The sequence below is a fragment of the Nonomuraea sp. H19 genome (genome assembly GCF_052068215.1).
In the GTDB taxonomy this organism is placed as follows: domain Bacteria; phylum Actinomycetota; class Actinomycetes; order Streptosporangiales; family Streptosporangiaceae; genus Nonomuraea.
The window spans coordinates 263,093-284,256 of record NZ_JBQHCV010000011.1 but is presented as its reverse complement, the minus strand read 5'-3'; the positions used below and the strand labels follow the sequence as shown (position 1 = coordinate 284,256).

General features: G+C 71.1%; 23 protein-coding genes. 9 read left to right on the top strand and 14 right to left on the bottom strand.

Translation table 11 applies throughout. The features are described 5' to 3' along the window. Nucleotides 1-308: 308 nt before the first annotated feature. Nucleotides 309-884: a hypothetical protein gene (locus tag ACTMTI_RS25870; RefSeq protein WP_441123091.1), complete on the top strand. Its 576-nt coding sequence runs from the start codon at nt 309-311 to the stop codon at nt 882-884. Here ACTMTI_RS25870 and ACTMTI_RS25865 read toward each other — a convergent pair. Then, the gene (locus ACTMTI_RS25865) at nt 871-2,112 is read right to left on the bottom strand and encodes a hypothetical protein (protein ID WP_441123090.1); all 1,242 of its coding nucleotides are present in this window, start codon (nt 2,110-2,112) and stop codon (nt 871-873) included. The two genes, ACTMTI_RS25870 and ACTMTI_RS25865, sit on opposite strands and share 14 nt — an antisense overlap. A 116-nt stretch (nt 2,113-2,228) precedes the next feature. Beyond that, the gene (locus ACTMTI_RS25860) at nt 2,229-2,627 is read right to left on the bottom strand and encodes a hypothetical protein (RefSeq protein WP_441123089.1); all 399 of its coding nucleotides are present in this window, start codon (nt 2,625-2,627) and stop codon (nt 2,229-2,231) included. Between the two features lie 81 nt (nt 2,628-2,708). Between ACTMTI_RS25860 and ACTMTI_RS25855 the strand changes: the two genes are divergently transcribed. Next, a complete protein-coding gene (locus tag ACTMTI_RS25855; RefSeq protein ID WP_441123088.1) occupies nt 2,709-3,257 on the top strand; it encodes a helix-turn-helix domain-containing protein in 549 nt (182 codons plus the stop codon). Between the two features lie 9 nt (nt 3,258-3,266). Here the strand turns inward: ACTMTI_RS25855 and ACTMTI_RS25850 are convergent, their stop codons facing one another. From ACTMTI_RS25850 to ACTMTI_RS25805, 10 genes are all read right to left on the bottom strand, one after another. Continuing rightward, nucleotides 3,267-4,079: a methylated-DNA--[protein]-cysteine S-methyltransferase gene (locus ACTMTI_RS25850; RefSeq protein ID WP_441123087.1), complete on the bottom strand. Its 813-nt coding sequence runs from the start codon at nt 4,077-4,079 to the stop codon at nt 3,267-3,269. Next, on the bottom strand, nt 4,076-4,636 hold the full coding sequence (locus ACTMTI_RS25845; RefSeq protein ID WP_441123086.1) for an RNA polymerase sigma factor: 561 nt from the start codon (nt 4,634-4,636) through the stop codon (nt 4,076-4,078). The genes ACTMTI_RS25850 and ACTMTI_RS25845 overlap by 4 nt, the downstream gene beginning before the upstream one ends. A 95-nt stretch (nt 4,637-4,731) precedes the next feature. Further along, nucleotides 4,732-5,034, bottom strand: coding sequence for a DUF1416 domain-containing protein (locus ACTMTI_RS25840; protein ID WP_441123085.1), 303 nt, complete (start codon nt 5,032-5,034; stop codon nt 4,732-4,734). Continuing rightward, entirely contained in the window at nt 5,034-5,873 is an 840-nt protein-coding gene (locus ACTMTI_RS25835; protein ID WP_441123084.1) for a sulfurtransferase, read from the bottom strand. Before ACTMTI_RS25835 ends, ACTMTI_RS25840 begins: the two co-directional genes overlap by 1 nt. A 253-nt stretch (nt 5,874-6,126) precedes the next feature. Beyond that, nucleotides 6,127-6,210, bottom strand: a complete 84-nt coding sequence (locus ACTMTI_RS25830) for a putative leader peptide (RefSeq protein ID WP_350668905.1) — start codon at nt 6,208-6,210, stop codon at nt 6,127-6,129. A gap of 60 nt (nt 6,211-6,270) precedes the next feature. Beyond that, nucleotides 6,271-6,600 carry a thioredoxin family protein gene (locus ACTMTI_RS25825; protein ID WP_441123083.1) on the bottom strand — a complete coding sequence of 110 codons (330 nt, stop codon included), beginning with the start codon at nt 6,598-6,600 and terminating at the stop codon, nt 6,271-6,273. Between the two features lie 12 nt (nt 6,601-6,612). After that, on the bottom strand, nt 6,613-7,428 hold the full coding sequence (locus tag ACTMTI_RS25820; RefSeq protein ID WP_441123082.1) for a zf-HC2 domain-containing protein: 816 nt from the start codon (nt 7,426-7,428) through the stop codon (nt 6,613-6,615). Further along, nucleotides 7,425-7,937, bottom strand: coding sequence for a sigma-70 family RNA polymerase sigma factor (locus ACTMTI_RS25815; protein WP_441123081.1), 513 nt, complete (start codon nt 7,935-7,937; stop codon nt 7,425-7,427). Before ACTMTI_RS25815 ends, ACTMTI_RS25820 begins: the two co-directional genes overlap by 4 nt. Nucleotides 7,938-8,046: 109 nt before the next feature. Further along, entirely contained in the window at nt 8,047-8,712 is a 666-nt protein-coding gene (locus ACTMTI_RS25810; RefSeq protein ID WP_441123080.1) for an LmeA family phospholipid-binding protein, read from the bottom strand. 70 nt (nt 8,713-8,782) lie between these two features. After that, complete coding sequence (locus ACTMTI_RS25805; RefSeq protein ID WP_441123158.1) at nt 8,783-9,034, bottom strand: MoaD/ThiS family protein; 252 nt, start codon at nt 9,032-9,034, stop codon at nt 8,783-8,785. A gap of 177 nt (nt 9,035-9,211) precedes the next feature. Here ACTMTI_RS25805 and ACTMTI_RS25800 point away from each other — a divergent pair, with 177 nt between their 5' ends. From ACTMTI_RS25800 to ACTMTI_RS25770, 7 genes are all read left to right on the top strand, one after another. Further along, on the top strand, nt 9,212-9,904 hold the full coding sequence (locus ACTMTI_RS25800) for a response regulator transcription factor (protein WP_441123079.1): 693 nt from the start codon (nt 9,212-9,214) through the stop codon (nt 9,902-9,904). A gap of 102 nt (nt 9,905-10,006) precedes the next feature. Next, entirely contained in the window at nt 10,007-13,453 is a 3,447-nt protein-coding gene (locus ACTMTI_RS25795) for a tetratricopeptide repeat protein (protein WP_441123078.1), read from the top strand. Between the two features lie 104 nt (nt 13,454-13,557). Further along, nucleotides 13,558-13,926, top strand: a complete 369-nt coding sequence (locus tag ACTMTI_RS25790) for a hypothetical protein (protein ID WP_441123077.1) — start codon at nt 13,558-13,560, stop codon at nt 13,924-13,926. A gap of 282 nt (nt 13,927-14,208) precedes the next feature. Beyond that, complete coding sequence (locus tag ACTMTI_RS25785) at nt 14,209-14,769, top strand: ATP-binding cassette domain-containing protein (RefSeq protein WP_441123076.1); 561 nt, start codon at nt 14,209-14,211, stop codon at nt 14,767-14,769. Further along, nucleotides 14,753-15,973, top strand: coding sequence for a hypothetical protein (locus ACTMTI_RS25780; RefSeq protein ID WP_441123075.1), 1,221 nt, complete (start codon nt 14,753-14,755; stop codon nt 15,971-15,973). The genes ACTMTI_RS25785 and ACTMTI_RS25780 overlap by 17 nt, the downstream gene beginning before the upstream one ends. After that, entirely contained in the window at nt 15,970-17,643 is a 1,674-nt protein-coding gene (locus tag ACTMTI_RS25775) for an ABC transporter permease subunit (RefSeq protein ID WP_441123074.1), read from the top strand. The genes ACTMTI_RS25780 and ACTMTI_RS25775 overlap by 4 nt, the downstream gene beginning before the upstream one ends. Beyond that, on the top strand, nt 17,640-19,964 hold the full coding sequence (locus ACTMTI_RS25770) for a hypothetical protein (RefSeq protein WP_441123073.1): 2,325 nt from the start codon (nt 17,640-17,642) through the stop codon (nt 19,962-19,964). Before ACTMTI_RS25775 ends, ACTMTI_RS25770 begins: the two co-directional genes overlap by 4 nt. Here ACTMTI_RS25770 and ACTMTI_RS25765 read toward each other — a convergent pair. Next, on the bottom strand, nt 19,915-20,610 hold the full coding sequence (locus ACTMTI_RS25765; protein ID WP_441123072.1) for an anti-sigma factor family protein: 696 nt from the start codon (nt 20,608-20,610) through the stop codon (nt 19,915-19,917). The two genes, ACTMTI_RS25770 and ACTMTI_RS25765, sit on opposite strands and share 50 nt — an antisense overlap. Continuing rightward, the gene (locus tag ACTMTI_RS25760; protein WP_441123071.1) at nt 20,607-21,131 is read right to left on the bottom strand and encodes a sigma-70 family RNA polymerase sigma factor; all 525 of its coding nucleotides are present in this window, start codon (nt 21,129-21,131) and stop codon (nt 20,607-20,609) included. Before ACTMTI_RS25760 ends, ACTMTI_RS25765 begins: the two co-directional genes overlap by 4 nt. Nucleotides 21,132-21,164 lie beyond the last annotated feature (33 nt).

Genomic DNA, 21,164 nt, shown 5'->3' with positions numbered 1-21,164 from the left:
CGCCGAGCCGGGTTCGGCATGCACATCCCGATCAGCAGGTCTGGCCGCCCGTCCAGCGCGAGCCCGCCGGCGCGGCCACCCAGCCCCTTCCCGTCGTAGGCGCGAACATCCCGGTTACGCCGCCCGCTCACCCTGCACCGCCCGCTCACGCTGCGCCAGCCGCTCAGGCCGCAGCGCCCGCTCGCGCTGTACCGCCCCCTCACGCCGCAGAGGCCCTGACCGCTGCGTTCTCCGTTCCCGCGCACGATGGACAGCAGCCGCCGCCGCCAAGCCCCGAGCAGAACGCTGCCCCCGACGCGGGACAGCCGGTGCGACCTCGCAGGCGCCGCACGCTCATGATCGCGGGAGCCGCCGTCGTCGTGTCGCTGCTGACCACGGCCGCCCAGACGTATGACGGCTACCTCTTCTACGACAAGATGACCACGAAGGAGACCAGGGAGACCATCGTCCCCGCAGGCCAAGTAGCCAAGATCAACAATATCGAGTGGAAAGCCGCCGTCTCCCCCATGAAACCGCCCGCGGACAACAAGTACGGTCCCGAAGTGACGTGGCTGCGGGTGGACATCACGAAGAAGGTCCTCGACGAGGCCAGCGCGACCAAGATCGCCGAGCCCATAGACGTCAAGCTGGCGGATCGCGCCGGCCGTACCTGGGTCGTCCTGATCGAACCGGTCGGGAAGCGGCCGACGGACCGACTGGAGGTGGGCAAGGAGTACAAGATGCTTGGGGCTGCCATCGTGCCGACCCCGGTGGCGAACGAGGTCGAGCTCTCTTTCAGGCCGGCGAACTACCGTTCCGACACCCCGACGGAGGACTTGTTCAAGCGGGAGAACGCGGAGAAGCTGGAGAAGGACGTCGACGTGGTGCGGTTCAGACGTCGCTGAGCGGCTCGCCCTTGAGGCGGGCGCGGGTGGCCGCGATGTCGTACGTGGCCGCCAGGAGCGCCATGGTGAGCACGGTCACGACCATCTCGTGCAGGAACGACAGCGGCGGCCCCTGGTAGGCCCAGACCCACTCCTCCCGCGTGCCGATGAGCGTCCGCAGCCCCCGGTCGGCGTATTGCACGGCCACGGAGATGGTCACGTAGGACAGGCACATCATGCCGAACAGAGGGGCGCCACCCCTGAAGATCATCCGCAGGGAGTTGGCCAGCGGCAGCCAGCGGTCCCGGAAACCCCCGGTGACCTGGTCGAACGACCTCTGCGTGAGATCGTGGCTGCTTTCGAGGCGGTCCACCCCCTTCTCCAGCCGGGTGCCCTTGAGCAGGGCGCGGGCCTGGTCGGAGTAGGCGCCGAAGACGAGCATCGCCACGGTGAGCCAGGCCAGCGGGACGGCGACGGCATCGATGAACAGCGGCCACCAATCGCCGAACGCGCTGGTGATGGCCTTCCACACCGGCGCGTTCTTCTCGGCCTCGCTGAAGAGCTTTTCCGTGCCGGCGACCACGTTCCGCTGCTCCACCCACTCCGAACGCGCGTCGGCGAAGGCGACGCTCGCGTTGAGCCCGTAGAAGACGAAGGCGAACTCCGAGAAGGCCGCGGCGAAGCCGGAGAAGCTGCCCTTGCCCTTCTCCACCAGATTCGCGAACAGCAGCTTCAGTCCGAACATGACGGCCATCGCGCCGATCGACACCCGCCAGTCGAGGTCGACGAGCCCCCGGCCGACCTGGCTCTCCTCACCGAAGAAGGCCGCGTTCAGCCCGTCCTGGAAGTTATGGAAGAGGTCCATCTGGTAGACGTCCCTGGCGTCCTCCGTATGGAACCCCCAGGCCAGATAGAGGACCGCGAAGGCCGGGGCGACCCGGTCCAGCGCCCGGAAAAAGGGCTCGTCCGCCACGCCTTCCTCGGCCCTGGCGCGCATTTCCCACAGCGCGCTGCGCAGGGTGTAGAGCATGCCGGCGGTGACCGTCATCGCCGCCATCACGATGAGCGTGAGCAGCGTCATCACGGCGACCAGGCGGACCTGCCGGAATTCTCCGTAGGCGACCTCGGAGGCGCCGTACAGCAGCACGAAGCGCACCAGCTCACCGGCGGCGTACCAGAGGATCAGGGGCAGGGCGCATTTCCCCGCCAGGCGCAGTGCGTGCAGGGGCAGCGAGTACGGCGACGGCATCCGCTGAGCCGGCGTTGGCCCAGGTCGGGGCGGCGCCATCACACCTGTCGATCCGGACATCTGTCGAATCGTAGCGTTGTGTCCCATGTATCGCAGCGGCAACCCCGGAAGCGGCACTACGGCTTGCGGATCGGACACGGATGAGCAACGTGCCGGTTCGGGCAGCAGATCACGCCGATGGTGGTGAACCTGCCGCCGGTGAGCCATTCGCCCCACTGCACGTCCACGCCACGCGGCAGGGCGTCCTTCGCCACCGCCAGCCGCTCGGCCAGGCCCACCCCGTCGGGGTGCAGGAACGCGCTCTGCGTGCGGCGGTAACGGGAGCTCAGCCAGTCCAGCGCCGCGTCGACGTCGTCGAAGGTGGCGGCGATCCGCGAGCGCGGCTTGGCGAGCCAGTCGCCGGTCCGCATGGGAGGCACGGCCGAGCTGGGGAAGTCGGGCGAGTCGGGGCGCCGCTCCGCTTCCCTGTCGCGTTCCTCGGCGTTGCCGGTCCAGGTGTACGCGTGCCAGTGCATTGAGCATCCCTGAGCAGTGACAATTTATTATCCAGGCAAGCGCGCGAGCACGAAGCACAGTACGTGCGGCAGCATGACTGTATGGAGCCACGGCCCGCGATCGACACCGATCCGCGCGTGGTGGGAGACCGGCTGCGGCGGCTGCGCCAGGCGCGCGGCGTGTCGCTGTCCGAGCTCGCCAAGCGCGCCGGCATCGGCAAGGCCACGCTGTCAGGGGTCGAGACGGGCACACTCAGCCCGACCCTGGAGACGCTCTGGGCGATCACCGCACAGCTCGGCGTGCCGATCGGGGCCATCCTGGACCCGCCGCCCGAGCCGCAGATCATGCGCGGCACGGCGATGGAGGCGGAACTGCTCGAGGTGTTCGACGACGACTGCGTCACCTACGAGCTCTACCGCGTACGCGTCCCGCCCGGCCTCACCCAGACCTCGCCCGCGCACCATGAAGGCGTGAGCGAGCACGTCACGGTCTTCAGCGGCACGCTCAGCGCGGGCCCGATCGACGAGCCGCTCACGGCCCGTCCCGGCGACCACATCTCGTGGCGCTCCGACGTGCCGCACGGCTACCGCGCGCACGGCCCCGACATCGTCCGCGCCACGCTGCTGATGCGTTATCCCACCAAGCCGTAGCCACCGGCCCTAGACGGGCCGGCACGTCCGGCAGGGCCGGTAGCCGGCGGCCCTGGCCTGGGTGATGCTGCGGAAGCCGTGCCGGTGTGCGGGCGTGATGCGCCTGGCGTTGTGGCACGTCGGTACGCACACCACGCCCGTGGTGTCGCTGGCCAGGTAGAACACCCGTTCCGCTGCCAGCTCCCGCACCCGCGCCAGGTCGGCCCCTTCGGCCAGCAGCAGGCGTTCCTTGGCCGCCGTGCCGAACACGTAGTCGCCCACGTCACCGTCCGACCTGATGACCCGGTGGCACGGGATCAGCAGCGGCACCGGGTTGCCGGCGAGCGCCGTACCCACCGCGCGTACCGCCTTGGGGCGGCCGATCCGGGCGGCGATCCAGGCGTAGGAGCGCACCTCGCCGCGCGGGATCGTACGCGCCGCCGCCAGCACATCGCGCTGGAAGTCGCCCAGCTCGCGCAGATCCAGCCGCACCCCGGACGACCGGCCGGTGCGCAGGGCGGGCAGCAGCCCGGCGGGCGGGCGGGCGGCGGGCAGCAGCGGGCGGCCGAAGCGCTTCCTGAACGCCGCGGCGAACCCCTCTCCGGCGTGCACGTAGGCCACGCCCTGATCGGTGAACGCGACGTGCAGGTCCCCGACTCCAGACGCCGCCGGCTCCGCGACGACTCTGGATGTCGCCGGGTCCGCGACGATTCCCGATGTCGCCGAGCCCGCGATGAGCGGCGCCGGCACGCGTATCCAGCGGGCGGCGATCCTGTCGAGCAGCCCATCCGGCGCGTCGGCGGCCAGCGCCGCAAGTCCGGCGAGCAACCGATCCTCGGTCATCGGGCACCTCCCATGGCGCGCAACCGCTGCAGTCCCCGCGACACGTGCGACTTGACCGTACCCTGCGGGATCTTGAGCACCGCGGCGATCTCACTGACCGGCAGGTCGACGACGTGTCTGAGCACCACCGCGGCCCGCTGTTCGTCGGGCAGCAGGGCGAGCAGCTCCGCCAGCTCGTCCCCGGTTTCGCGGCGGGCCGCCGCCTCCTCTACGTCCTCGCCGGGATCGACCGCGTCGACCGGCTCGTCGAGCAGGTCGGGCGGCGGCTTGCGGCTCTTGGCCCGGGCGCAGTTGCGCCAGATGTTCATCAGGATCGTCATCAGCCACGCCCGCGGCTGGAGCGCGGCGATGCGGTCATGATCGTATCCGGCCAGCGCCCGGTACGCCCGCAGGAACGCCTCCGCGGTGAGATCCTCGGCGTCGGCCCAGCGCCCGCTCAGCCGCAACGCGGTCGAGAAGACCAGGCCGCGGTAGGCGGCGTACATCTCGGCGAACCCCTCGTCGAGGTCCTCGAGGAGCGCCTTGCGCACCGGGTCGAGACAGTCGGCTCTGCTCACGTGGACTACAACACCGCCGATCCCGGATTCGTTGCACGCGAAAGCCCGCGTCCATGCGGGACGCGGGCTTCTGCGAAAAGACTCTGCGAAAAGACTCAGACGGCGACCGCGAGCTGGGAGACCTCGCCCAGCTTGGCCTCCACCTGGACATCCCTGGTGACGCCGCCGCCCGCGATGATGCGGACGGTCCAGTCACCCGGCGCGGCGAAGAAGCGGAAGACGCCCTCCTCGGACACCACGACCTCGCCGGTGAACTCACCCGAGTGGTCGAGCAGCCGCGCGTACGCCGTGCCCGCGCCCGTCACCACGCCCTGGATCACGGCCTGGTTGGCCAGGTCGATCCCGGCCGGCAGCGCGATCGTCTGCTCCGGCGCTCCGCAACCCTGTGCAGTCGTCATCAGCGGGCCTCCCCCAGCTCGATCGGCACGCCCACGAGCGAGCCGTATTCGGTCCACGATCCGTCGTAGTTCTTCACGTTGGCCTGGTCGAGAATCTCGTGCAGCACGAACCAGGTGTGCGCCGAGCGCTCGCCGATGCGGCAGTAGGCGATGGTGTCCTTGCCGAAGTCGACCCCGGCCTCCTGGTAGAGGGTGCGCAGGTCGTCGTCGGCCTTGAAGGTCCCGTCGTCGTTGGCCGCCTTGGACCACGGGATGTTGCGGGCGGTGGGCACGTGGCCGGCGCGCTGCGCCTGCTCCTGCGGCAGGTGTGCCGGGGCGAGCAGCTTGCCGGTGAACTCGTCGGGCGAGCGCACGTCGACCAGGTTGAGCTTGCCGATGGCGCCGACCACGTCGTCGCGGAAGGCGCGGATCGCGGTGTCCTGGTCCTTGGCGACGTACTGGGTCTTGGGCCGCTGCGGGACGTCGCGGACCAGCTCGCGCGAGTCGAGCTCCCACTTCTTGCGCCCGCCGTCGAGCAGCTTGACGTTTTCGTGGCCGTAGAGCTTGAAGTACCAGTAGGCGTAGGCGGCGAACCAGTTGTTGTTGCCGCCGTAGAGCACGACGGTGTCATCGTTGGAGATGCCGCGGTCCGACAGCAGAGCCTCGAAACCGGTCTTGTCCACGAAGTCGCGGCGGACCGGGTCCTGCAGGTCCTGCTGCCAGTCGACCTTGACGGCGCCACGGATGTGGCCCTTGTCGTAGGCGCTGACATCCTCGTCGACCTCGACGAGGACGACGCCAGTGGTGTCGAGGTTGGCCTCGACCCAGTCGGCATCCACCAGGGCGGCGGAGCGGCTCATTGGGAAACCTCCATTTTGGCGGCGGGCATTGGTCGGCGAATAGGGAGTGCGTCTCGCAGCCAAGGTTGGATCCCCAGGCTGCGTTGAGGAATCTCTTGAGGAGCATCGAGTACGCGGGCAGCAGTCAGCGCCCCGTGACCGGGGACCGTAGTGGTGGCCGCCGCGGCAAGGCGCGGCACTCTGAAGGCGGCAGGCATCGCGGGATGCTCCTGAAGCGGTCGATTGGGGCGGATCAAAATCCGCTAGATCGTCCTCAGGCAGCGCGACAGAGCGCGGTGGCGACGCGGCAGAAATCAACCGCGCGCCGCTTCGTCAGCAGCTCTGTCGATGGGTTCATGCCGATGACACTACTCGGCGTCTCGTCATCTGTCACATCTCGTCCGGTTAATGAGACGAATCATGAGACGGCCGCCGCGAGCGCGGCCAGGACGTCGGGTTTGCGCGGCTGGCCCGAGGCCCTTCGCACGATGTTACCGACAGCGTCCAGGACGAGAACCGTCGGCGTCCCGGTGACCTCCAGCCGTCGCACCAGGTCGAGCCGGGACTCGGCGTCGATCTCGACGTGCCGCACCCCGGGCACGAGGGCGCTCACGTCGGCGAGGATCCGCCTGGTGGCCCGGCACGGCTGGCAGAACGCGGTGGAGAACTGCACCAGCGTCGCCCGCTCCCCCAGCGCCACGCCGAGCTCGCCCTCGGACAACAATCCCGTCACCTCGGGTGCAACCACGCCGGGCCCCGTTTACTTCCGCACGTTGATCGCGACCAGGACCTTCCCCGACCTGTCGACGATCTCGAACCTGGAGATGTCGGGCATGCGCAGCGAGATCGTGCTCTTGACCGCGGTGTCGTCCTCGTAGGTCTTGCGGCTGATGACCCAGCTGTCGGTGGAGTCGCGCCGCCCGTCCGCGCCCACGACGACCAGCCGGCACCTCGTGCCGATCGGCACGCCGCCGACCTGCACGCCGACCTCCGTGCCGCCGTTGACGGGCCAGGCCATCACGGTGGCGCTGTAGCCGTTGTCCGTGCCCTTGAACTCGCGGCCGGCGACCGCCTTCTTGGGCGACACGGGCGTCATGCTGGCCCTCGGCGTGGGCTTGGCCGACTCCGCGGGACGCAGCTCGGCCTGAGGGGCCTGGTCGTTGTCCTGGAGCACTCTGGGCGCGTCCTCCTGCGCCGGCGACCGCGTGGTCAAAGGCGCCGACGCCGCGGTCTGCGGCGCGGGCATGCTGTCCTGGAGCACGGCCCAAATCGTGCCACCGAGCCCCAGCACCGCGGCGGAGGCAGCGGCGACCAGCAGCAGCCGGCCCCGCCTGCTCCGCTTGGCGCGGGCGTTGAGCAGCCGGTCGAGCACCTGGCGCGGAGGGCTGGCGACGAGCTGGACGTCGCGCTCGGACACCTTCCCCAGGAACGCGGCCACGCCGTCGAGCTCCAGCAGCTCGGCACCGCACACCTCGCAGGTCGCCAGGTGGTTGTCGATCTCCAGCGCCTCGTCCGGGTCGAGCGCGCCCAGGGCGTGCGCGCCCAGGGACAGGCGTACCTCCTCGCACGTCATCATGGCGCCAGCCCCCGCTCTTCGAGCGCGAGCTTGAGCGCGCGCAACGCGTAGTAGGTGCGCGACTTGACCGTGCCCGGCGGAATGCCCAGCGTCGCCGACGCCTCCTTCACTGACTGCCCCCGGTAGTAGACCTCCATCAGCACCTCGCGGTGCTCGGGCCGCAACGCGGCCAACGCCTCGGCCACCGCCCACGACTCGACCGCGCGCTCCAGGTCGTCCTCGGCCGGCAGGACGGCCAGCGCCTCGTCACCGGTCTCCTGCGGCCGGGCCTTCTTGGCGCGATGCTGGTCGACGACGAGGTTGCGAGCCACCGTGAACAGCCACGCGCGGATCGGCCGGTCGGTAAGGGCATCGGGGTGCCGCCAGGCCCGCAACAGCGTCTCCTGCACGACATCCTCCGCCCGTCCCGAGTCACCGGTCAGTCGCAGCACGTATCCGTAGAGTGGCCCGGCGTGCTCGTCGAAGAGGGTCCTCACGAGTTCCTCGTCGGCGGTGCCGGCTGCGCTCACAGGCCCTCCTTCGTCGGCCCCGTGAGCACTGCGCTGCTGTGCCGATTGGCTCGCTCGCTCCGCTCCCTCACGCTCCTCATCACGTACGGGAGGACGGACCGGTTCGATGTCATCCACGGATAGGCACGTCCGACGCTTCGGCCGAGAACTCCAATCCTTCGGCCACGCTCTTGATCCCGGTCACCTTCACGTCGAAGGGCAGCTTCCCCTTGAACGGGATCGTGTACGAGACCAGCGGCGCGAGCTGGGCGGGCAAGCCCTCGATCTTCTCTGCCTGGATCTTGATGCCGCCGTCGGCCAGCTCCACCCGCATCTCGGCGTTGAACTTCATCTTGTTCGCTCCCACCATCACCTCGCCCGACGCCGTGAGCCGCTGCCCGTTGCCGCCGATCTTGATGCCGCGCGGCGCGTGCTTGTCGATCGTCGCCCTGGTCAGGGTGCCGCTGATGGTCACGCGACGGGCCCGGATGTTGGCTCGGTTCTGCAGGACGTCGGCCAGGGGCGCCGTCACGTCGTAGGCGGCTCCCCGCAGGTTCTTGACCGGCACGCCTCCGTAGGTGAAGGTGCCGAGATCGAACCGTACCTCCGGATAGTGCCCGGAGACGGCCTGAGTGAGAAACGGGATGCCCTCGATCGTCACGGTCGGCGTGCCGCTGAGATTGGAGGCGGCCGCGATCCTGTTCGCCAGATCGCGCTGGACCCCGGCAACCGCGACCCTGTCGACGGCGACAAGGAGAACGACCAGCAGGATCAGGAAAACGATCAGCTTGCGCATAGGGCTCCCTGTCTACGCGGGGGGCAAGAGCCTATCGATTGGGATGTCTCTTCCCCAGCAAAGCGTTCGATCACCCGCCGGCGAACGGCGGGAGCACCTCCACGACCGCGCCGTCGCCCAGCACGACCTCGTCATGCGGCCGCTTGCCCACCGGCGAGCCGTCCACGAGGAACGAGCAGCGCCTCACTACCTGGGCCAGTTGTGCACGATTTTGTGTGATTTTGGTCATGAGTTCACCAAGCGTGAGCGCTTCGTACGATTCCTCCGCGACGCCCGCCGCTTCCTTGGCGGCGGCCCAATACCGTATTTTTCCTGTGGCCATTGCCATCCTCACAATCTGCCCGAGATCCATTGTGCTCCGCCCTTAACAAGGTTGTTTCAGGAGACGCGCTGTTCACCTGGTGGACGCGCAATGGACGCGACTAGCTCGTGGGATATCCTCCCCTACAGGACCTGGGCGACGTAGCCACCGGGTCCTTGCGCGTTTGAGGAGGCCGTAATGAGCAACCTGCTCCTGCTGACCAACGCCCTCGAGCCATCCGCCGAGGTGCTCCCGGCGCTGGGGTTGCTGCTCCACTCGGTCCGCGTCGCACCCGCAGAGGCGTCCGCACTGATCGACGCACCCCCGGCCGACGCCGTCCTCGTGGACGCGCGGAAGGAGCTCGTGCAGGCCAAGAGCCTGTGCCGGCTCATCCGCACGACAGGCATCGACTGCCCGCTGCTGGTGATCGTGACCGAGGGCGGGCTCGCCGCCATGACCGCGGAGTGGGGCGTCGACGACGTGCTGCTCGACAGCGCGGGACCGGCCGAGGTCGAGGCGCGCCTGCGCATGGCCACCGGCCGCATCTCCCAGGCGGCCGCGGAAGACGTGCCCGACGAGATCCGCAGCGGCGACCTGGCGATCGACGAGGCCACCTACACCGCCAGGCTGCGCGGGCGGGTGCTCGACCTCACGTTCAAGGAGTTCGAGCTGCTGAAATACCTCGCGCAGCACCCGGGCCGGGTCTTCACCCGCGCCCAGTTGCTGCAGGAGGTCTGGGGCTACGACTACTTCGGCGGCACCAGGACGGTCGACGTGCACGTCCGGCGGCTGCGCGCCAAGCTCGGCACCGAATACGAGTCGCTGATCGGAACCGTCCGCAACGTCGGCTACCGCTTCGTCCCCGACCGCACGGACCCGGCACACGTCTGAGGCGATTGACAGCGGGGCCCACCCGATGTGACAAATAGTCGTTGGGTCTGTTTACGTCTGTCATATAGAGGACACCGCCGTCCCCAGATTGGTGGTGTCGGGGTGGGGCTGTTCAGGTCGCTGGTGGACGAGGGCGCCAGGCCGCGCGTTTTCCGGCGTAACGAGGCCATGTGCTCGCCGTTGCGGCCCGCCAACCGCGTTTACGTGCTCGACTACGGCTACGCCCGCGAATACACCCCGGCCGGGGACCGCGAGGCCATCCACGACCTGCGCGGTGAGGGCGACCTCGTGGGCGAGCTGGCCTTTTGGAGCCCGAGCGAGCGGGTCAAGGTCGACGCGCTGACCGAGGTCCGCGCCTGGCCCATCGACCTGCGGCGGCTGCGCGAGCACGCCGCCGCCACCCCCGCCGTGGCGACCGCGCTGGTGCAGGAGCTGTTCGCCAGGAACGTGGCGGCCCGCAGGCACGAGGGGCTCGCCCGCGCCCCCGTCGCCGCCCGGCTGGCCGTGTGGCTGCTGCATCTCGACGAGCGGTACGCGCTGGCCTCGGAGTCGGCCCCGCCGCTGTCCATGGAGACCCTGGCCGACCTGGTCGGCAGCTCGCCGGACGTGGTGCAGCGCCAGCTCACGCAGTGGGTCCAGCGCGGCTGGCTGGTACGCCCCGGCTACCGGCGGCTGCGCATCGCCGACCCACCCGCGCTGCGGGACGCCGCCGGCCCTTGGGAGCACCTGTCGGAGCCGTGGACCGGCCGCGTCGTGCCGTTCCTGACCCGCCCCGGAGCCGTGGCCGAGCCGCTGCCGGTCGGCGAGGTCCCCAAGCCGCGCCAGCTCTCCGCCGACGTGCCCGACTTCACCGGGCGGCAGCAGAGCCTCGACCTGCTCACCAACTGGCTGGACCGGCCCCGCCGCACGAACACCATGGTCGTGCAGGGCCTGCCGGGCGTGGGCAAGACCGCCCTGGTGACGCACTGGGCGCACCTGCACGCCGACCGGTTCCCCGACGGGCACATCATGATCGACCTGCGCGGCCAGTCGCCGAGCCAGCCGCCCATGACCTCCGCCGAGGCGCTCGGCCAGATCCTGCGCTCGCTCGGCATCGGCGAGCACATGCCCGCCGCCGACGAGGCCGAGCTGATGCTGCTGTACCGCAGCAGGATCGCCGGGCGCAGGCTGCTGCTCGTCCTCGACAACGCCGCCGATCCCGCCCAGGTGCGGGCACTGCTGCCGGGCAGCAAGGACTGCGTGGCGCTGGTGACCAGCAGGACGCGGATGGCGCCGCTGCGGGCCACCGGGCACGCCGACCTCATGGACCTGCCGGTGCTCGATCCGGGCAACGCGGTGGCACTGCTGGTGGCGGTGCTCGGGGAGAACTCGCCGCGGGCCGCCGACCGGGACGCGCTGGCCGAACTGGCCAGACTGTGCTCGTACCATCCGTTCGCGCTGCGGATCTCGGCGGCCAAGCTGGCCGAGAACCCCGGGATGAGCGTGCAGTCGCGGGTGCGGGAGCTGCGCAGGCCCGACCCGGTGATGGCGGGCGACCCGGAGGAGGCGTTCCGGTCGGCGCTGGACCTGGCGTACGAGTCGCTGAGCCCGGCGCAGCGGCGCGCGTTCCGGCACGTCGGGCTGGTGCCCGGGCGCGACTTCACGCCGCAGGTGCTGGCCGCCGCGCTCGGCGTGCCGGTGGACGAGGCCGTGGCCGCCGTGGAGGGGCTGCATCGGGCGTACCTGGTCGAGCCGCTGCCCGGGCCCCGCTACCGGGTGCACGACCTGGTCAAGCGGCTGGCCAGGGAGCTGGGCAGGCACGCGGAGGCCGGCGTGCGCGAGGCCAGGGCACGGCTGCTCGACCATTACCTGGCCGTCGCGACCGACCCCGCGACGCCGCGCGAGTGGTTCGAGGCCGAGCGGCGCTCGCTGGTGTCGGCCGTGCGGCTGGCCGAGGAGAGCGGCGCGTACGGGATGGCCTGGCGGCTCGCCGAGGCCGTGTTCGAGCCGTTCCGGCGGCTGCGTTACTACGAGAACAACCTGGAGATCCAGCAGGCCGGGCTGACGTCGGCCATGCAGGTCGGCAACCGGCGGGCGATCGCGCTCATGCGGGGGAACCTGGGCTCCATCCACCGCGACATAGGGCCGTCGACCCTGGCCGCCCGGTTCATCAGCGAGGCGCTGGCCGACTACACCTCCCTGGAGGACGGCGTGGGGCGCGCCCGCGCGCTCAACGACCTGGCCGAGGTGCACGGCATCGCCGGCAACAGCGAGGACGCGCTCAAGTGCGGCGAGGAGGCGCTCGGCCTCTACCGGGAGATCGGCGACCTGACCGGCGTCGCGAGCTGCCTGCACACCCTGTCCCGGCTGCACCTGTCCCAGGAGCGGTACGAGCTGGCGCTGCACTACGCGGGCCAGGCGCTCGACGTACGGGAGCAGATCGGCGACCGCAGGGGCACCGCGCAGAGCCTGATCATCCTGGCCAGGGTGCAGCAGAACCTGGGCGAGCCCAACGCGGCGCTGTCGGAGGGCCTGGAGGCGCTGTCGATCTGCCACGAGCTGGGCGACGAGCACGCCGAAGCGGAGACCCTGCTCTGCCTGGCGGAGATCTACGACCTGCTGCGGCTGCCGCTCGACGCGCGGCGCGACGCGGAGCGGGCACTGGCCGGCTACACCGCGACCGGCGACCAGTACGGCTGCGGGCGGGCGTTGTGCGCGCTCGGGCGCATCGCGCGCAACGGCTCCCGGTACGACGAGGCGCTGGCGTACTACGAGCAGGCGCTGGCCATCCAGGTCGAGCTCCACCACGAGCAGGGCAAGGCCGAGACGCTCGGGGACATCGGGCTGGTGCACTGGCGGCTGTCGGACTACCTGCGGGCCGACGACTTCCTGAACCAGGCGCTGACGATCAGCCGGGTGATCAGCGACGAGCCGGTCGAGGCCCGGATGCTCAACAGGCTCGCCAGGGTGCGGCGGCGGCAGGGGCTGCCGCAGGTGGCGTTCGTGTACGCGCTGGAGGCCCTCGACATCGTGCAGGGCATGGGGAACCGGCGGGTGGAGGCGGACGTGCAGGAGACGCTGGCGTACACGTACCTGTCGCTCGGGCTGCACGAGCCCGCGCTGCGGGCGGCCAAGGCGTCGCTGGCGATCAGGGAGGAGCTGCGCGACAACCGGGCCAGCGCGCTGCTGTCGATCGCGCAGGCGCTGCACACGGCGGGCCGGCCGGCCGCGGCGCTGGAGCCCGCCAGGGAGACCGCCGAGCTGCAGAACGAGACCGGGACCACGGACCGGTGGGCGGCGGCGCTCACGACGCTGGCCATGATCCTGCTCGACCTGGACCGGTGCGAGGAGGCGCTGGTCTACGCCACGCAGGCCAGGGACGTGCACCTCGGATGCGGGACCCGGCGGGATCTCGGCTGTGCGCTGCGCGCGCTGGGGCTGATCTCGGCCAGGCTCGGCGACCGGCGTGCGGCCATCGGATATCTGGCCGAGGCCGTGCGGACGCTCGAAGACGTGGGGGACGTCTTCGAAGCGCAGCGGGTGACGGAAGAGCTTCGGGAAACAGCCTGAAACACCGCCAAAAGTCGTGAATTCTCGGGGTTGAGGTCGCAGATCTTCGCCGGATCCTCCCGTTAGCTGGTGCTAACCAGCTAATCGCCACGGAGGTGATCCGGATGCTCAAGAACCATCTACGACGAGACCTACAGTGGCTCAAGCGACAGGCACGCAAGGACCGGCGAATCACCGTGGCGCTGCTCGCCGGGGTGCTCGCCCTCTGGACCCGGCAGCTCTCCCCCTGGGAGATGCCGGACGGGTCCGAGATCCTGCTCGCCCTCTCGCTCGGGCTCATCACGGGGTCATGGCTCGCCTGGCTGACGTCGGCGTACCTGGTGACCGGGACCATCAGGGTACGGAAGGAGCCGGTCGAGGAACTGCGCTGGGTGTCCAGGATCAGGCGGGGCAAGGAGTGGGCGTTCTGCTCGGTGGGCGCCTACGTGGCCTGGCACCTGCTGCAGTTCGTGACGGCGCTGATGCTGGGCTGACGCCCCCTCGGCCGGCGGCCGGGCGTCACCCTGGAATGGGGGCCGGGTGACGCCCCGCCGTCGCTCACATCCGCCGTGCACCCAGTGGCCGGAGGCCTGGATGCGCTTGGTGGGTCTGGTCAATCGCGTTGCCGTGACTCACCGTTTGTGAAAACGTCAAGTCCGGAACGGGGACGACATCCGGAGTTGACGGCGGTTGCTGACGTGCCACTTCTCGAGCTCTCTGACCTCACGTGGGAAACACATGGGACTCGCCGTCGCCTGTCGCGCTACCCGCTGACCGTGGAATCCGGCGGGGCGGCCGTGGTGGTGGCCGCCGACTGCGCCGAGGCCGACGCGTTCACCGATCTCCTGCTCGGCCTGGAGATGCCGGTCGGCGGCCGGATCATCGTCGGCGGGCAGGAGATCACCATGTGGCTGCCGGCCGAGCGCGAGATCGGGCTGGTCCCCGCGGGCGCCGGGCTGCTGCCGCACCTGACCGTCGAGCAGAACCTCGCGCTGGCCGCGCGTGACGACCTGGCGCCGTCGTTCGTGCACGGCCGGGTCGCTTTCATGGCCAGGCGGATGGACATCCAGGGCTTCCTGCGCTCCCGGCCGCACGAGCTGGCCCACGACGAGCGGCTGGGCGTCGCGCTCGCCCGCACCCTGTGCAGGCTGGTGCCGGTCAAGGTCATGGTGGTCGAGGACCGCACCGGCTGCGGGCCCTGCCACGCGGCGGTGAGCGCGGCGCTGGGCGCCGATCCCGGTCTGGCCGTGCTCGTCGTCACCGACGACAGGACCAGGGTGGCCAGCCTGGCTTCCCCTTCGCTGTTCTGGGAGATCATCGATGTCCCTGAGCCGTAGGGCGCTCCTGGCGGCGATCCCGGCGCTGGCCCTGGCGGGCTGCGGCGCGGACCGGCTGCGCGTGGCGGTGGTCTGGAGCGGCGAGGAGCTGCGGCGCTTCAACGACGTGGTCGGCCAATACCCCGGCAGGCGGGTCAGCGTCTACTCGGCGGGCGACAACATCGCCGCCCTGCTGCGCGGCCCGGCCAAAGAGGTCCTCCCCGACGTGGCCGTGATCCCCAGGCTGGGTCTGCTCTTCGATCCGGAGGTCCAGCGCCGCATCAAGCCGTGGACCGGCGATCATGTGCAGCCCGAGTTCTGGCGCGCGCTCGTGACGCCATACGGTGGCGGGGCCCAGCTCGGCGCCTGGTTCAAGATCGCGCACAAGTCGCTCGTCTGGCAGCGGGCAGGCGAGTCCGGGCCGCCCGCGGACCTGGCCACCTGGCGGCCCGCCCGCGGCAGGCTCGCGATCGGCGCCGCCGACGGATGGGTGCTCAGCGACTGGTTCGAGAACGTCCTGCTCGCCTACGCCCCCGGGGCGTACGACGCGCTCTTCCCCGTCGCGGGGCGGGTCGATCCGGACGCGTGGGGCGCGGCGCCGGTGAAGGAGGCACTCGCCCTGCTGGCCACGATCTGGCGCGAGGCATTCACGCCCGACCAGGGCAGGCGAGCGCTCACGATGCAGTTCCACGACTCGATCCTCGACGTCTTCGCCCATCGCACCGCCGACCTGGTGGCCGCACCCGACTTCGCCCTGCCGGTCATCGACCGTTACGCGGCGAAAGGCATCACCGCGCAGCACTTCCGCTTCCCCGCCTACGGGAGGAACGCGCCGCCGCTGGTGGTCGGCGGGGACGTGGCGGTGGCGATGAAGGACGGGGCCGACGCGATCGAGTTCGTGAACTGGCTGACCAGGCGGCGCACGGCGGGCGCGCGCGACGCGCTGACGGACTGGATCGACGACGGCGGCTTCCTGACGCCGTTCACGCTGCCGACCAACCCGATGCTGCGCGGCCCCGCGCAGGAACTGCTCGCCCCCAGGAACGCCCACTACGACCTGTCCGACGGGCTCATCGGCGCTCTGGAGGGCGGCGACGGGCGCGGGCTGTGGCGGGTGCTGACCGAGTTGTTCTCTGACGTCGTCGTGGGCCTGGTCGACCCGGCCACGGCCGCCGGCCACGCCCGCGACAAGCTCGTCGTGGGCAGCAAGGAGGGCGCCTTATGAGGGAGCGGAACGCCTTCCTGTTCGAGGTGGCTCCGTACCACGACGCCCGGATCCCGGTGGTCAGGCACGGGCTCGGCCGCTGGCGCGCGTCCCTCTATCTGCTGCTCGCGGTCCTGCTGTCGGCGGGCGTCATCTTGATCCCGCTCTGCGTGACCGTGTTCATCAGCCTCCCCGGCTACGACGTGCTGAGCAACGGCCAGGTGCTCCAGTCGCTCGGCAACTCGCTCATCTGGCTGGCGCTGGCCGTGGTCGTGTGCGCGGTGGGGCTCGGCCTGGCGTGGCTGGCGCGGAACGCGGGCCCGGTGGTCGGAGGTGGCCTGCGTTTCCTGCTGGTCCTGCCGGCCGCGGTCTCACCGCTCACCACGGGCGCGGTCTTCCGGCTGCTGTTCGACACCAACCCGCGGCGCGGCCTGGTCAACGCGGTGCTGGGCACGGACGTGGCGTTCCTCGGCCCGATCTGGATCTGGCTGGTGATGGGGCTGGCGTTCGTGTGGCAGTGGGCCGGGGTCGCGTTCCTGGTCTTCCACGAGGCGCTGGCCCGGCTGCCGACCAACCTGCTGCGGGTGGCCAGGGCGTTCGGCGTCGGCCGGCGGCGCAGGCTGTGGTCGGTCGTGGCGCCGGCCCTGGCCGGTCCGGCGGCGCTGGCGTACCTGTTCGCGCTGGTGGCGGCGGCTCGCGTCTTCGACCTGGTGCTGATGGGCGCGCCTGGGTCGATTCAGGCCGAGGTCGAGGGCGGCGGGCTGTTCTGGTGGCGGCACCACGGCGATCTCGGCCACCCGCGGGCCGCGGCGCTCGCGGTGGTGCTGTCCCTGCTGGTGGCGGTGCTGGCGGTGCCCTCACTCGGCGGGCTGCGCGGCCGGGTCAACTGGCCGGAGCCGGTCGCCGCGCCCGCGCCCCGGCGTGACCGGCGCGTCTGGCTGCTGTGCGCGGTGGTCGCGGTGCTGTGGCTGCTGCCGTTCGCGGTGCTGGTGCTCACCTCGCTGCGCGACCCGGTCGCGGTGGCGCTGTCGGGATGGTGGAGTGGCGGCCCGTGGACGCTCGGCTCATACGGGGAGGTGCTGGCCGACACCGGTTTCACCGGCGTGCTCGGCACCACGTTCCTGCGTGCCGTCGTGGTCGTCGGGCTGGTGCTGGTGGCCGCGGTGCCGGCCGCGTACGTGCTGGCCCACGAGCACCTGCTGCCCCGTCGCGCCTGGCGGCCCGCGCTCTTGGTCGCGGTGGCGCTGGCCGCGCTGCCGCCGCAGGCGTTCGCGGTGCCGCTGCAGCAGCGGCTCAGCCCTCTCGTCGGCACCGCCCCGGCGCTGGCCATCGTGCACGCGGCGCTGGTGATCCCGCTGGCGGTGCTGGTGCTGCACGGCGCCTTCACCCGGGTGACGACCCCGATGCTCGCGCGGCACCGCTCGGACCTGTTGCACGTGGTACGCGAGGCGCGTCCGGCCGTGGTGCTGGCCGGCGTGCTGGCGTTCGTGCTGGTGTGGAACGACACGATCGTCGGGCTGCTGCTCAACTGGCCGTCGGGCGACCACCTGCCGCTGATCCTGCTGGAGCAGTCGCGCCACTTCATGAGCGCGGCCGGCACGCTGACGGCCCAGTCGGTGATCGCGACCGCGGTGCCCGTGGCCGTGGTCGCCCTCACCGCGCGCTGGCTGTATCGAGGGCTGACGCGATGACCGACTTCTCGCGCAAGGACTGGCTGGGATTCCGGCTGTCGCGGCTTTTCCGCCGGGCCGGGGCGCACCTGCCCGAGCTGGGGATCATCGGGCTGGTGACGGCGGGGGAAGTGGTCCTCCTGCTGCAGGGGCAGCTGATCGAGAAGCTGGTCGAGGGCGTGCCGCTCTGGGCGCTCGCCCTCATGGCCCTGGCGCCGCCCGTCGCGACCGGCTGGCTGGCCGGCTCCCTACGCCGTCGCCGCGAGCCCGCTCCCGAGCTCCCAAGACGCCTGCCCTTTCCCGACCCCGGCGACGACCTCGTCGGCAGGGCTGCCGAGCTGGAGCTGATCAGGGAACGGGCGGCCGAGAGCGGCCTGGTCGTGGTGCGCGGACCGGTCGGGATGGGCACGTCCGCAGTGGCGATCCGGGGCGTGTGGGAGCTGGCCGACGACGACGGCAAGCAGCGGTACGCCGACGTACGCGGCCCGGACCGGGACCATCCGGAAACGCCGTTGAGCGTGGCCCAGCGCGTGCTGCGGACCCTCGGCCGGTCGCCCGGCGCCATCCAGGAGCCGGAGGACGCGACGTCGCACGTCATCGACGCGCTCCGCCGTACCGGCCGGGTGCTCTTGCTCGACAACGTCAGCACCTGGAGCCAGGTCGCCTGGCTGCCGCCCCGGGTGCCCGGCGCGCACATCGTGGTCGCCGGCCCGCTGCCGGACGAGCTGCCGCAGCACATCAAGCCGATCGAGCTGGGCCCGCTCGACCTGGAGGCCGGACGCAAGCTGCTGGCCCGCCACCTCGGCGACGAGCACGCAGGCCACGACCCGCAGGCGACGGCGCTGGTCGACGCGTGCCTGGGCAGCCCGGCGGAGATCGTCAGGATCGGCCGCTGGCTCGCCCGCAACCCGAAGATCCCGCTGCGGGCCGTGGTCGACGACCTGAAGAGGCTCTCCATCGACGAGAAGCTCGCTTTCGTCCTCGACCTGAGCGTCAAGCAGCTCAGGCCGACGGCCAAGCAACTGCTCATCCTGCTGGCCAGGCTGCCCGTCGCCGAGGTCGATCACCAGGCCGCCGCCGCGCTGCTGGGCGTGCCCTCCGCCGACGACGCGATCAAGGAGCTGGCCGATCTCGGCCTCGTCGAGAACGTGCGGATGACCCGCGTACGGGTGACCGGCGCGTACCGTGACGCCGGGGCCGAGAGCACGCCCCGGGAGGCCGCGGCCTGGCGGCGGCTGGTGGAGCACTTCGCGGAGCAGGCCGACGCGTTCGCCGCCCGGCTGCCCGGCGACGACGCCCGCACCTGGTTCGCGATCGAGGACCGGGTGCTGCTGCAGGTGCTGACGCGCGGGCGACCCGTGCCCAAGACCAGCCGCGCGCTCGGGCGCATCGCCGACGCGCTCGACTCGTGGTTCCGGCTCGAACAGCGGCACGAGGACCGGCTGCGCGCGGCTGAGGCGCTGGCCAAGGCCGCCAAGGCGCTCGGCGACGATCACGTGCGGGCCACGGCCGAGCTGCGGCAGTGCGCGATCCTGCTCACCTCCGGCGACCCGCGCAAGGCGCGCCAGCACTTCAACCAGGCGGCCGAGCTGCGGGTCAGGGTGCAGTCCTGGCCTGCGGAGCTGCATCTGGGGCACGCGGCCGTCCTGCTGCTGGCGAGCCGCGACGAGTTCACCGCCGTCGAGTCCGCGCTGGTCCACTACGGTCAGGCGCTCTCCGGAGGCGACACTGCCGCCCACGCGATCCGGATGATCAACGTCGCCGCGTTGCTCTTACGCCGGGGGCAGACGCTCGATCACGACGGGCTGGGCGCCGAGGCCGGCCGCCTCTACACCGACGCCCGGGCGGTGCTGTTCGAGGCGCTGGAGCTGGCGCGGCGGGCCGGCGACCGCGGCGCGGAGGCGCACGCTCATGAGCTGCTCGCGCTCGCGCATCTCTACCTGGGGTTGGTCTTCGACACGAGCTCCCACCTCCAGCAGGCCGAGCGGCTCTATGCCGAGACCGCCGACGGGATCGGGCGGGCGCGCTGCCTCGTGCACCGGGCGGGGGCGCTGCTGGAGGATCCCAAGCACGTGCCGGAGGAGGTGGCGGCGCTGCTGGACGACGCGCTGGCCGGACTGCCCCCGGCGGGGGTGAGCACCGCGCTGGCGCACCTGCGCCTGGCCGGGCTGCGGCCCGAGCACACCGTCCGGCACCGGGCGGCCGGGCTGGCGGCGCTCGCCCCCTGGGACGGCATCGCGGAGCCACAGCAGGTCAGCGAGCTGCGGAAGGCCCTGCGCCACCTGAAGCTCGTCACACTGCGATGGTCGCCAGCAGCCGGCCGTCGATGGTCTCGATCGTGAAGTGGTTCAGGTCGGACTGGGGAAGGCTGGTGCCGCCGTGCAGCACCAGAGGGTCCGGGGAGCCGGGCACGCCGTACCCCTTGTCGGGTACGCCCCAGCTCGCGACGACCTCCGAGCGGCCGTCGTCACCGAAGGCGACGAGACGGCACTGCAGCGGTCCCTTGACGCCCTTGAGCTCCAGCGCGACATGGGTGCCCCAGCCCTTGTCCTCCAGGCCGACGACGGCGGACGTGCCGGTGGCGGCATCGGTGGCGGAGTAGGTGCTGCCGGTCAGGAGGAGCTCGCGGGCCGGGCCGTGGATGCTGTCGGGGTTCGGGCCACTGGTCGCCGAGTTGACCGCGAGGAAGACGCCGGACCCGATCAGCACGCAGGCGGCGGCGCTCATGAACGTGCGCTGGATCCGGCGGCGACGGCGTTCCTTGGCGGCCCGGCGTACCAGGAGGGATTCGACCTGGGGATCGGGTGGGCTGGGCAGCAGGTCGTCCGGGTGCACGCTCTTGATCAGCTCCCCCATCTCCGTGAACATCCCCACCTCGCCCGCGCAGCTCGCGCAGCCGGCCAGGTGGCGTTCGAACGCCGCCCGTTCCTCGTCGTCGAGCAGGCCGAGCGCGTACGCGGCCACGTCCTCGTGATGCACCTCCGTCATGGCAGCATCACCCCCCTTTCCTCCAGTGCGACGCGCAGCGCGCGCATGGCGTAGTACACGCGGGACTTCACCGTGCCCACGGGCACGCCGATGGTCTCCGCCGCCTCCTGTAACGAGCGGTCCAGCAGGAAAGTCTCCGTGAGCACCTGGCGGTGCGCCGGCGAGAGCGAGAGCATCGCCTCCGTCACGACGATCTCGCGTAACAGGCGCTCGTCTTCAGCGGCCACAGCCTGCGCCCGCTCGGGGATCTCCTCGACGGTGTCCAGGGGGCGCGAGCCGGAGCGGCGGCGGTTGTCGATGACGACGCGCCGGGCCACGGTCGCCAGCCAGGGCATCAGCGAGCCGGACTCGGTACGCAGGTCGTGGAGGTTGCGCCAGGCGCGTACCAGGGTCTCCTGGACGACGTCCTCGGCCCAGCGGCGATCGCCGCCCGTCAGCCGGATGGCGAAGGCGAGCAGTTGGGCGCCGTATTCACGATAGAGGGCTCGGACCATGGCTTCGTCCGTTACGCGGTGATTCACAAGGGGGCCGACTCCTTGCGCTGCGGATATCAT

What these genes read in the sequence shown, in the direction of transcription:
- ACTMTI_RS25765 (WP_441123072.1), bottom strand. Translation starts at nt 20,610, where the DNA reads ATGACGGAGGTGCATCACGAGGACGTGGCCGCGTACGCGCTCGGCCTG.
- ACTMTI_RS25780 (WP_441123075.1), top strand. Translation starts at nt 14,753, where the DNA reads ATGTCCCTGAGCCGTAGGGCGCTCCTGGCGGCGATCCCGGCGCTGGCC.
- ACTMTI_RS25840 (WP_441123085.1), bottom strand. Translation starts at nt 5,034, where the DNA reads ATGACGACTGCACAGGGTTGCGGAGCGCCGGAGCAGACGATCGCGCTG.
- ACTMTI_RS25860 (WP_441123089.1), bottom strand. Translation starts at nt 2,627, where the DNA reads ATGCACTGGCACGCGTACACCTGGACCGGCAACGCCGAGGAACGCGAC.
- ACTMTI_RS25855 (WP_441123088.1), top strand. Translation starts at nt 2,709, where the DNA reads ATGGAGCCACGGCCCGCGATCGACACCGATCCGCGCGTGGTGGGAGAC.
- ACTMTI_RS25805 (WP_441123158.1), bottom strand. Translation starts at nt 9,034, where the DNA reads ATGGCCACAGGAAAAATACGGTATTGGGCCGCCGCCAAGGAAGCGGCG.
- ACTMTI_RS25865 (WP_441123090.1), bottom strand. Translation starts at nt 2,112, where the DNA reads ATGCCGTCGCCGTACTCGCTGCCCCTGCACGCACTGCGCCTGGCGGGG.
- ACTMTI_RS25830 (WP_350668905.1), bottom strand. Translation starts at nt 6,210, where the DNA reads ATGAACCCATCGACAGAGCTGCTGACGAAGCGGCGCGCGGTTGATTTC.
- ACTMTI_RS25775 (WP_441123074.1), top strand. Translation starts at nt 15,970, where the DNA reads ATGAGGGAGCGGAACGCCTTCCTGTTCGAGGTGGCTCCGTACCACGAC.
- ACTMTI_RS25770 (WP_441123073.1), top strand. Translation starts at nt 17,640, where the DNA reads ATGACCGACTTCTCGCGCAAGGACTGGCTGGGATTCCGGCTGTCGCGG.
- ACTMTI_RS25810 (WP_441123080.1), bottom strand. Translation starts at nt 8,712, where the DNA reads ATGCGCAAGCTGATCGTTTTCCTGATCCTGCTGGTCGTTCTCCTTGTC.
- ACTMTI_RS25850 (WP_441123087.1), bottom strand. Translation starts at nt 4,079, where the DNA reads ATGACCGAGGATCGGTTGCTCGCCGGACTTGCGGCGCTGGCCGCCGAC.
- ACTMTI_RS25800 (WP_441123079.1), top strand. Translation starts at nt 9,212, where the DNA reads ATGAGCAACCTGCTCCTGCTGACCAACGCCCTCGAGCCATCCGCCGAG.
- ACTMTI_RS25820 (WP_441123082.1), bottom strand. Translation starts at nt 7,428, where the DNA reads ATGATGACGTGCGAGGAGGTACGCCTGTCCCTGGGCGCGCACGCCCTG.
- ACTMTI_RS25790 (WP_441123077.1), top strand. Translation starts at nt 13,558, where the DNA reads ATGCTCAAGAACCATCTACGACGAGACCTACAGTGGCTCAAGCGACAG.
- ACTMTI_RS25835 (WP_441123084.1), bottom strand. Translation starts at nt 5,873, where the DNA reads ATGAGCCGCTCCGCCGCCCTGGTGGATGCCGACTGGGTCGAGGCCAAC.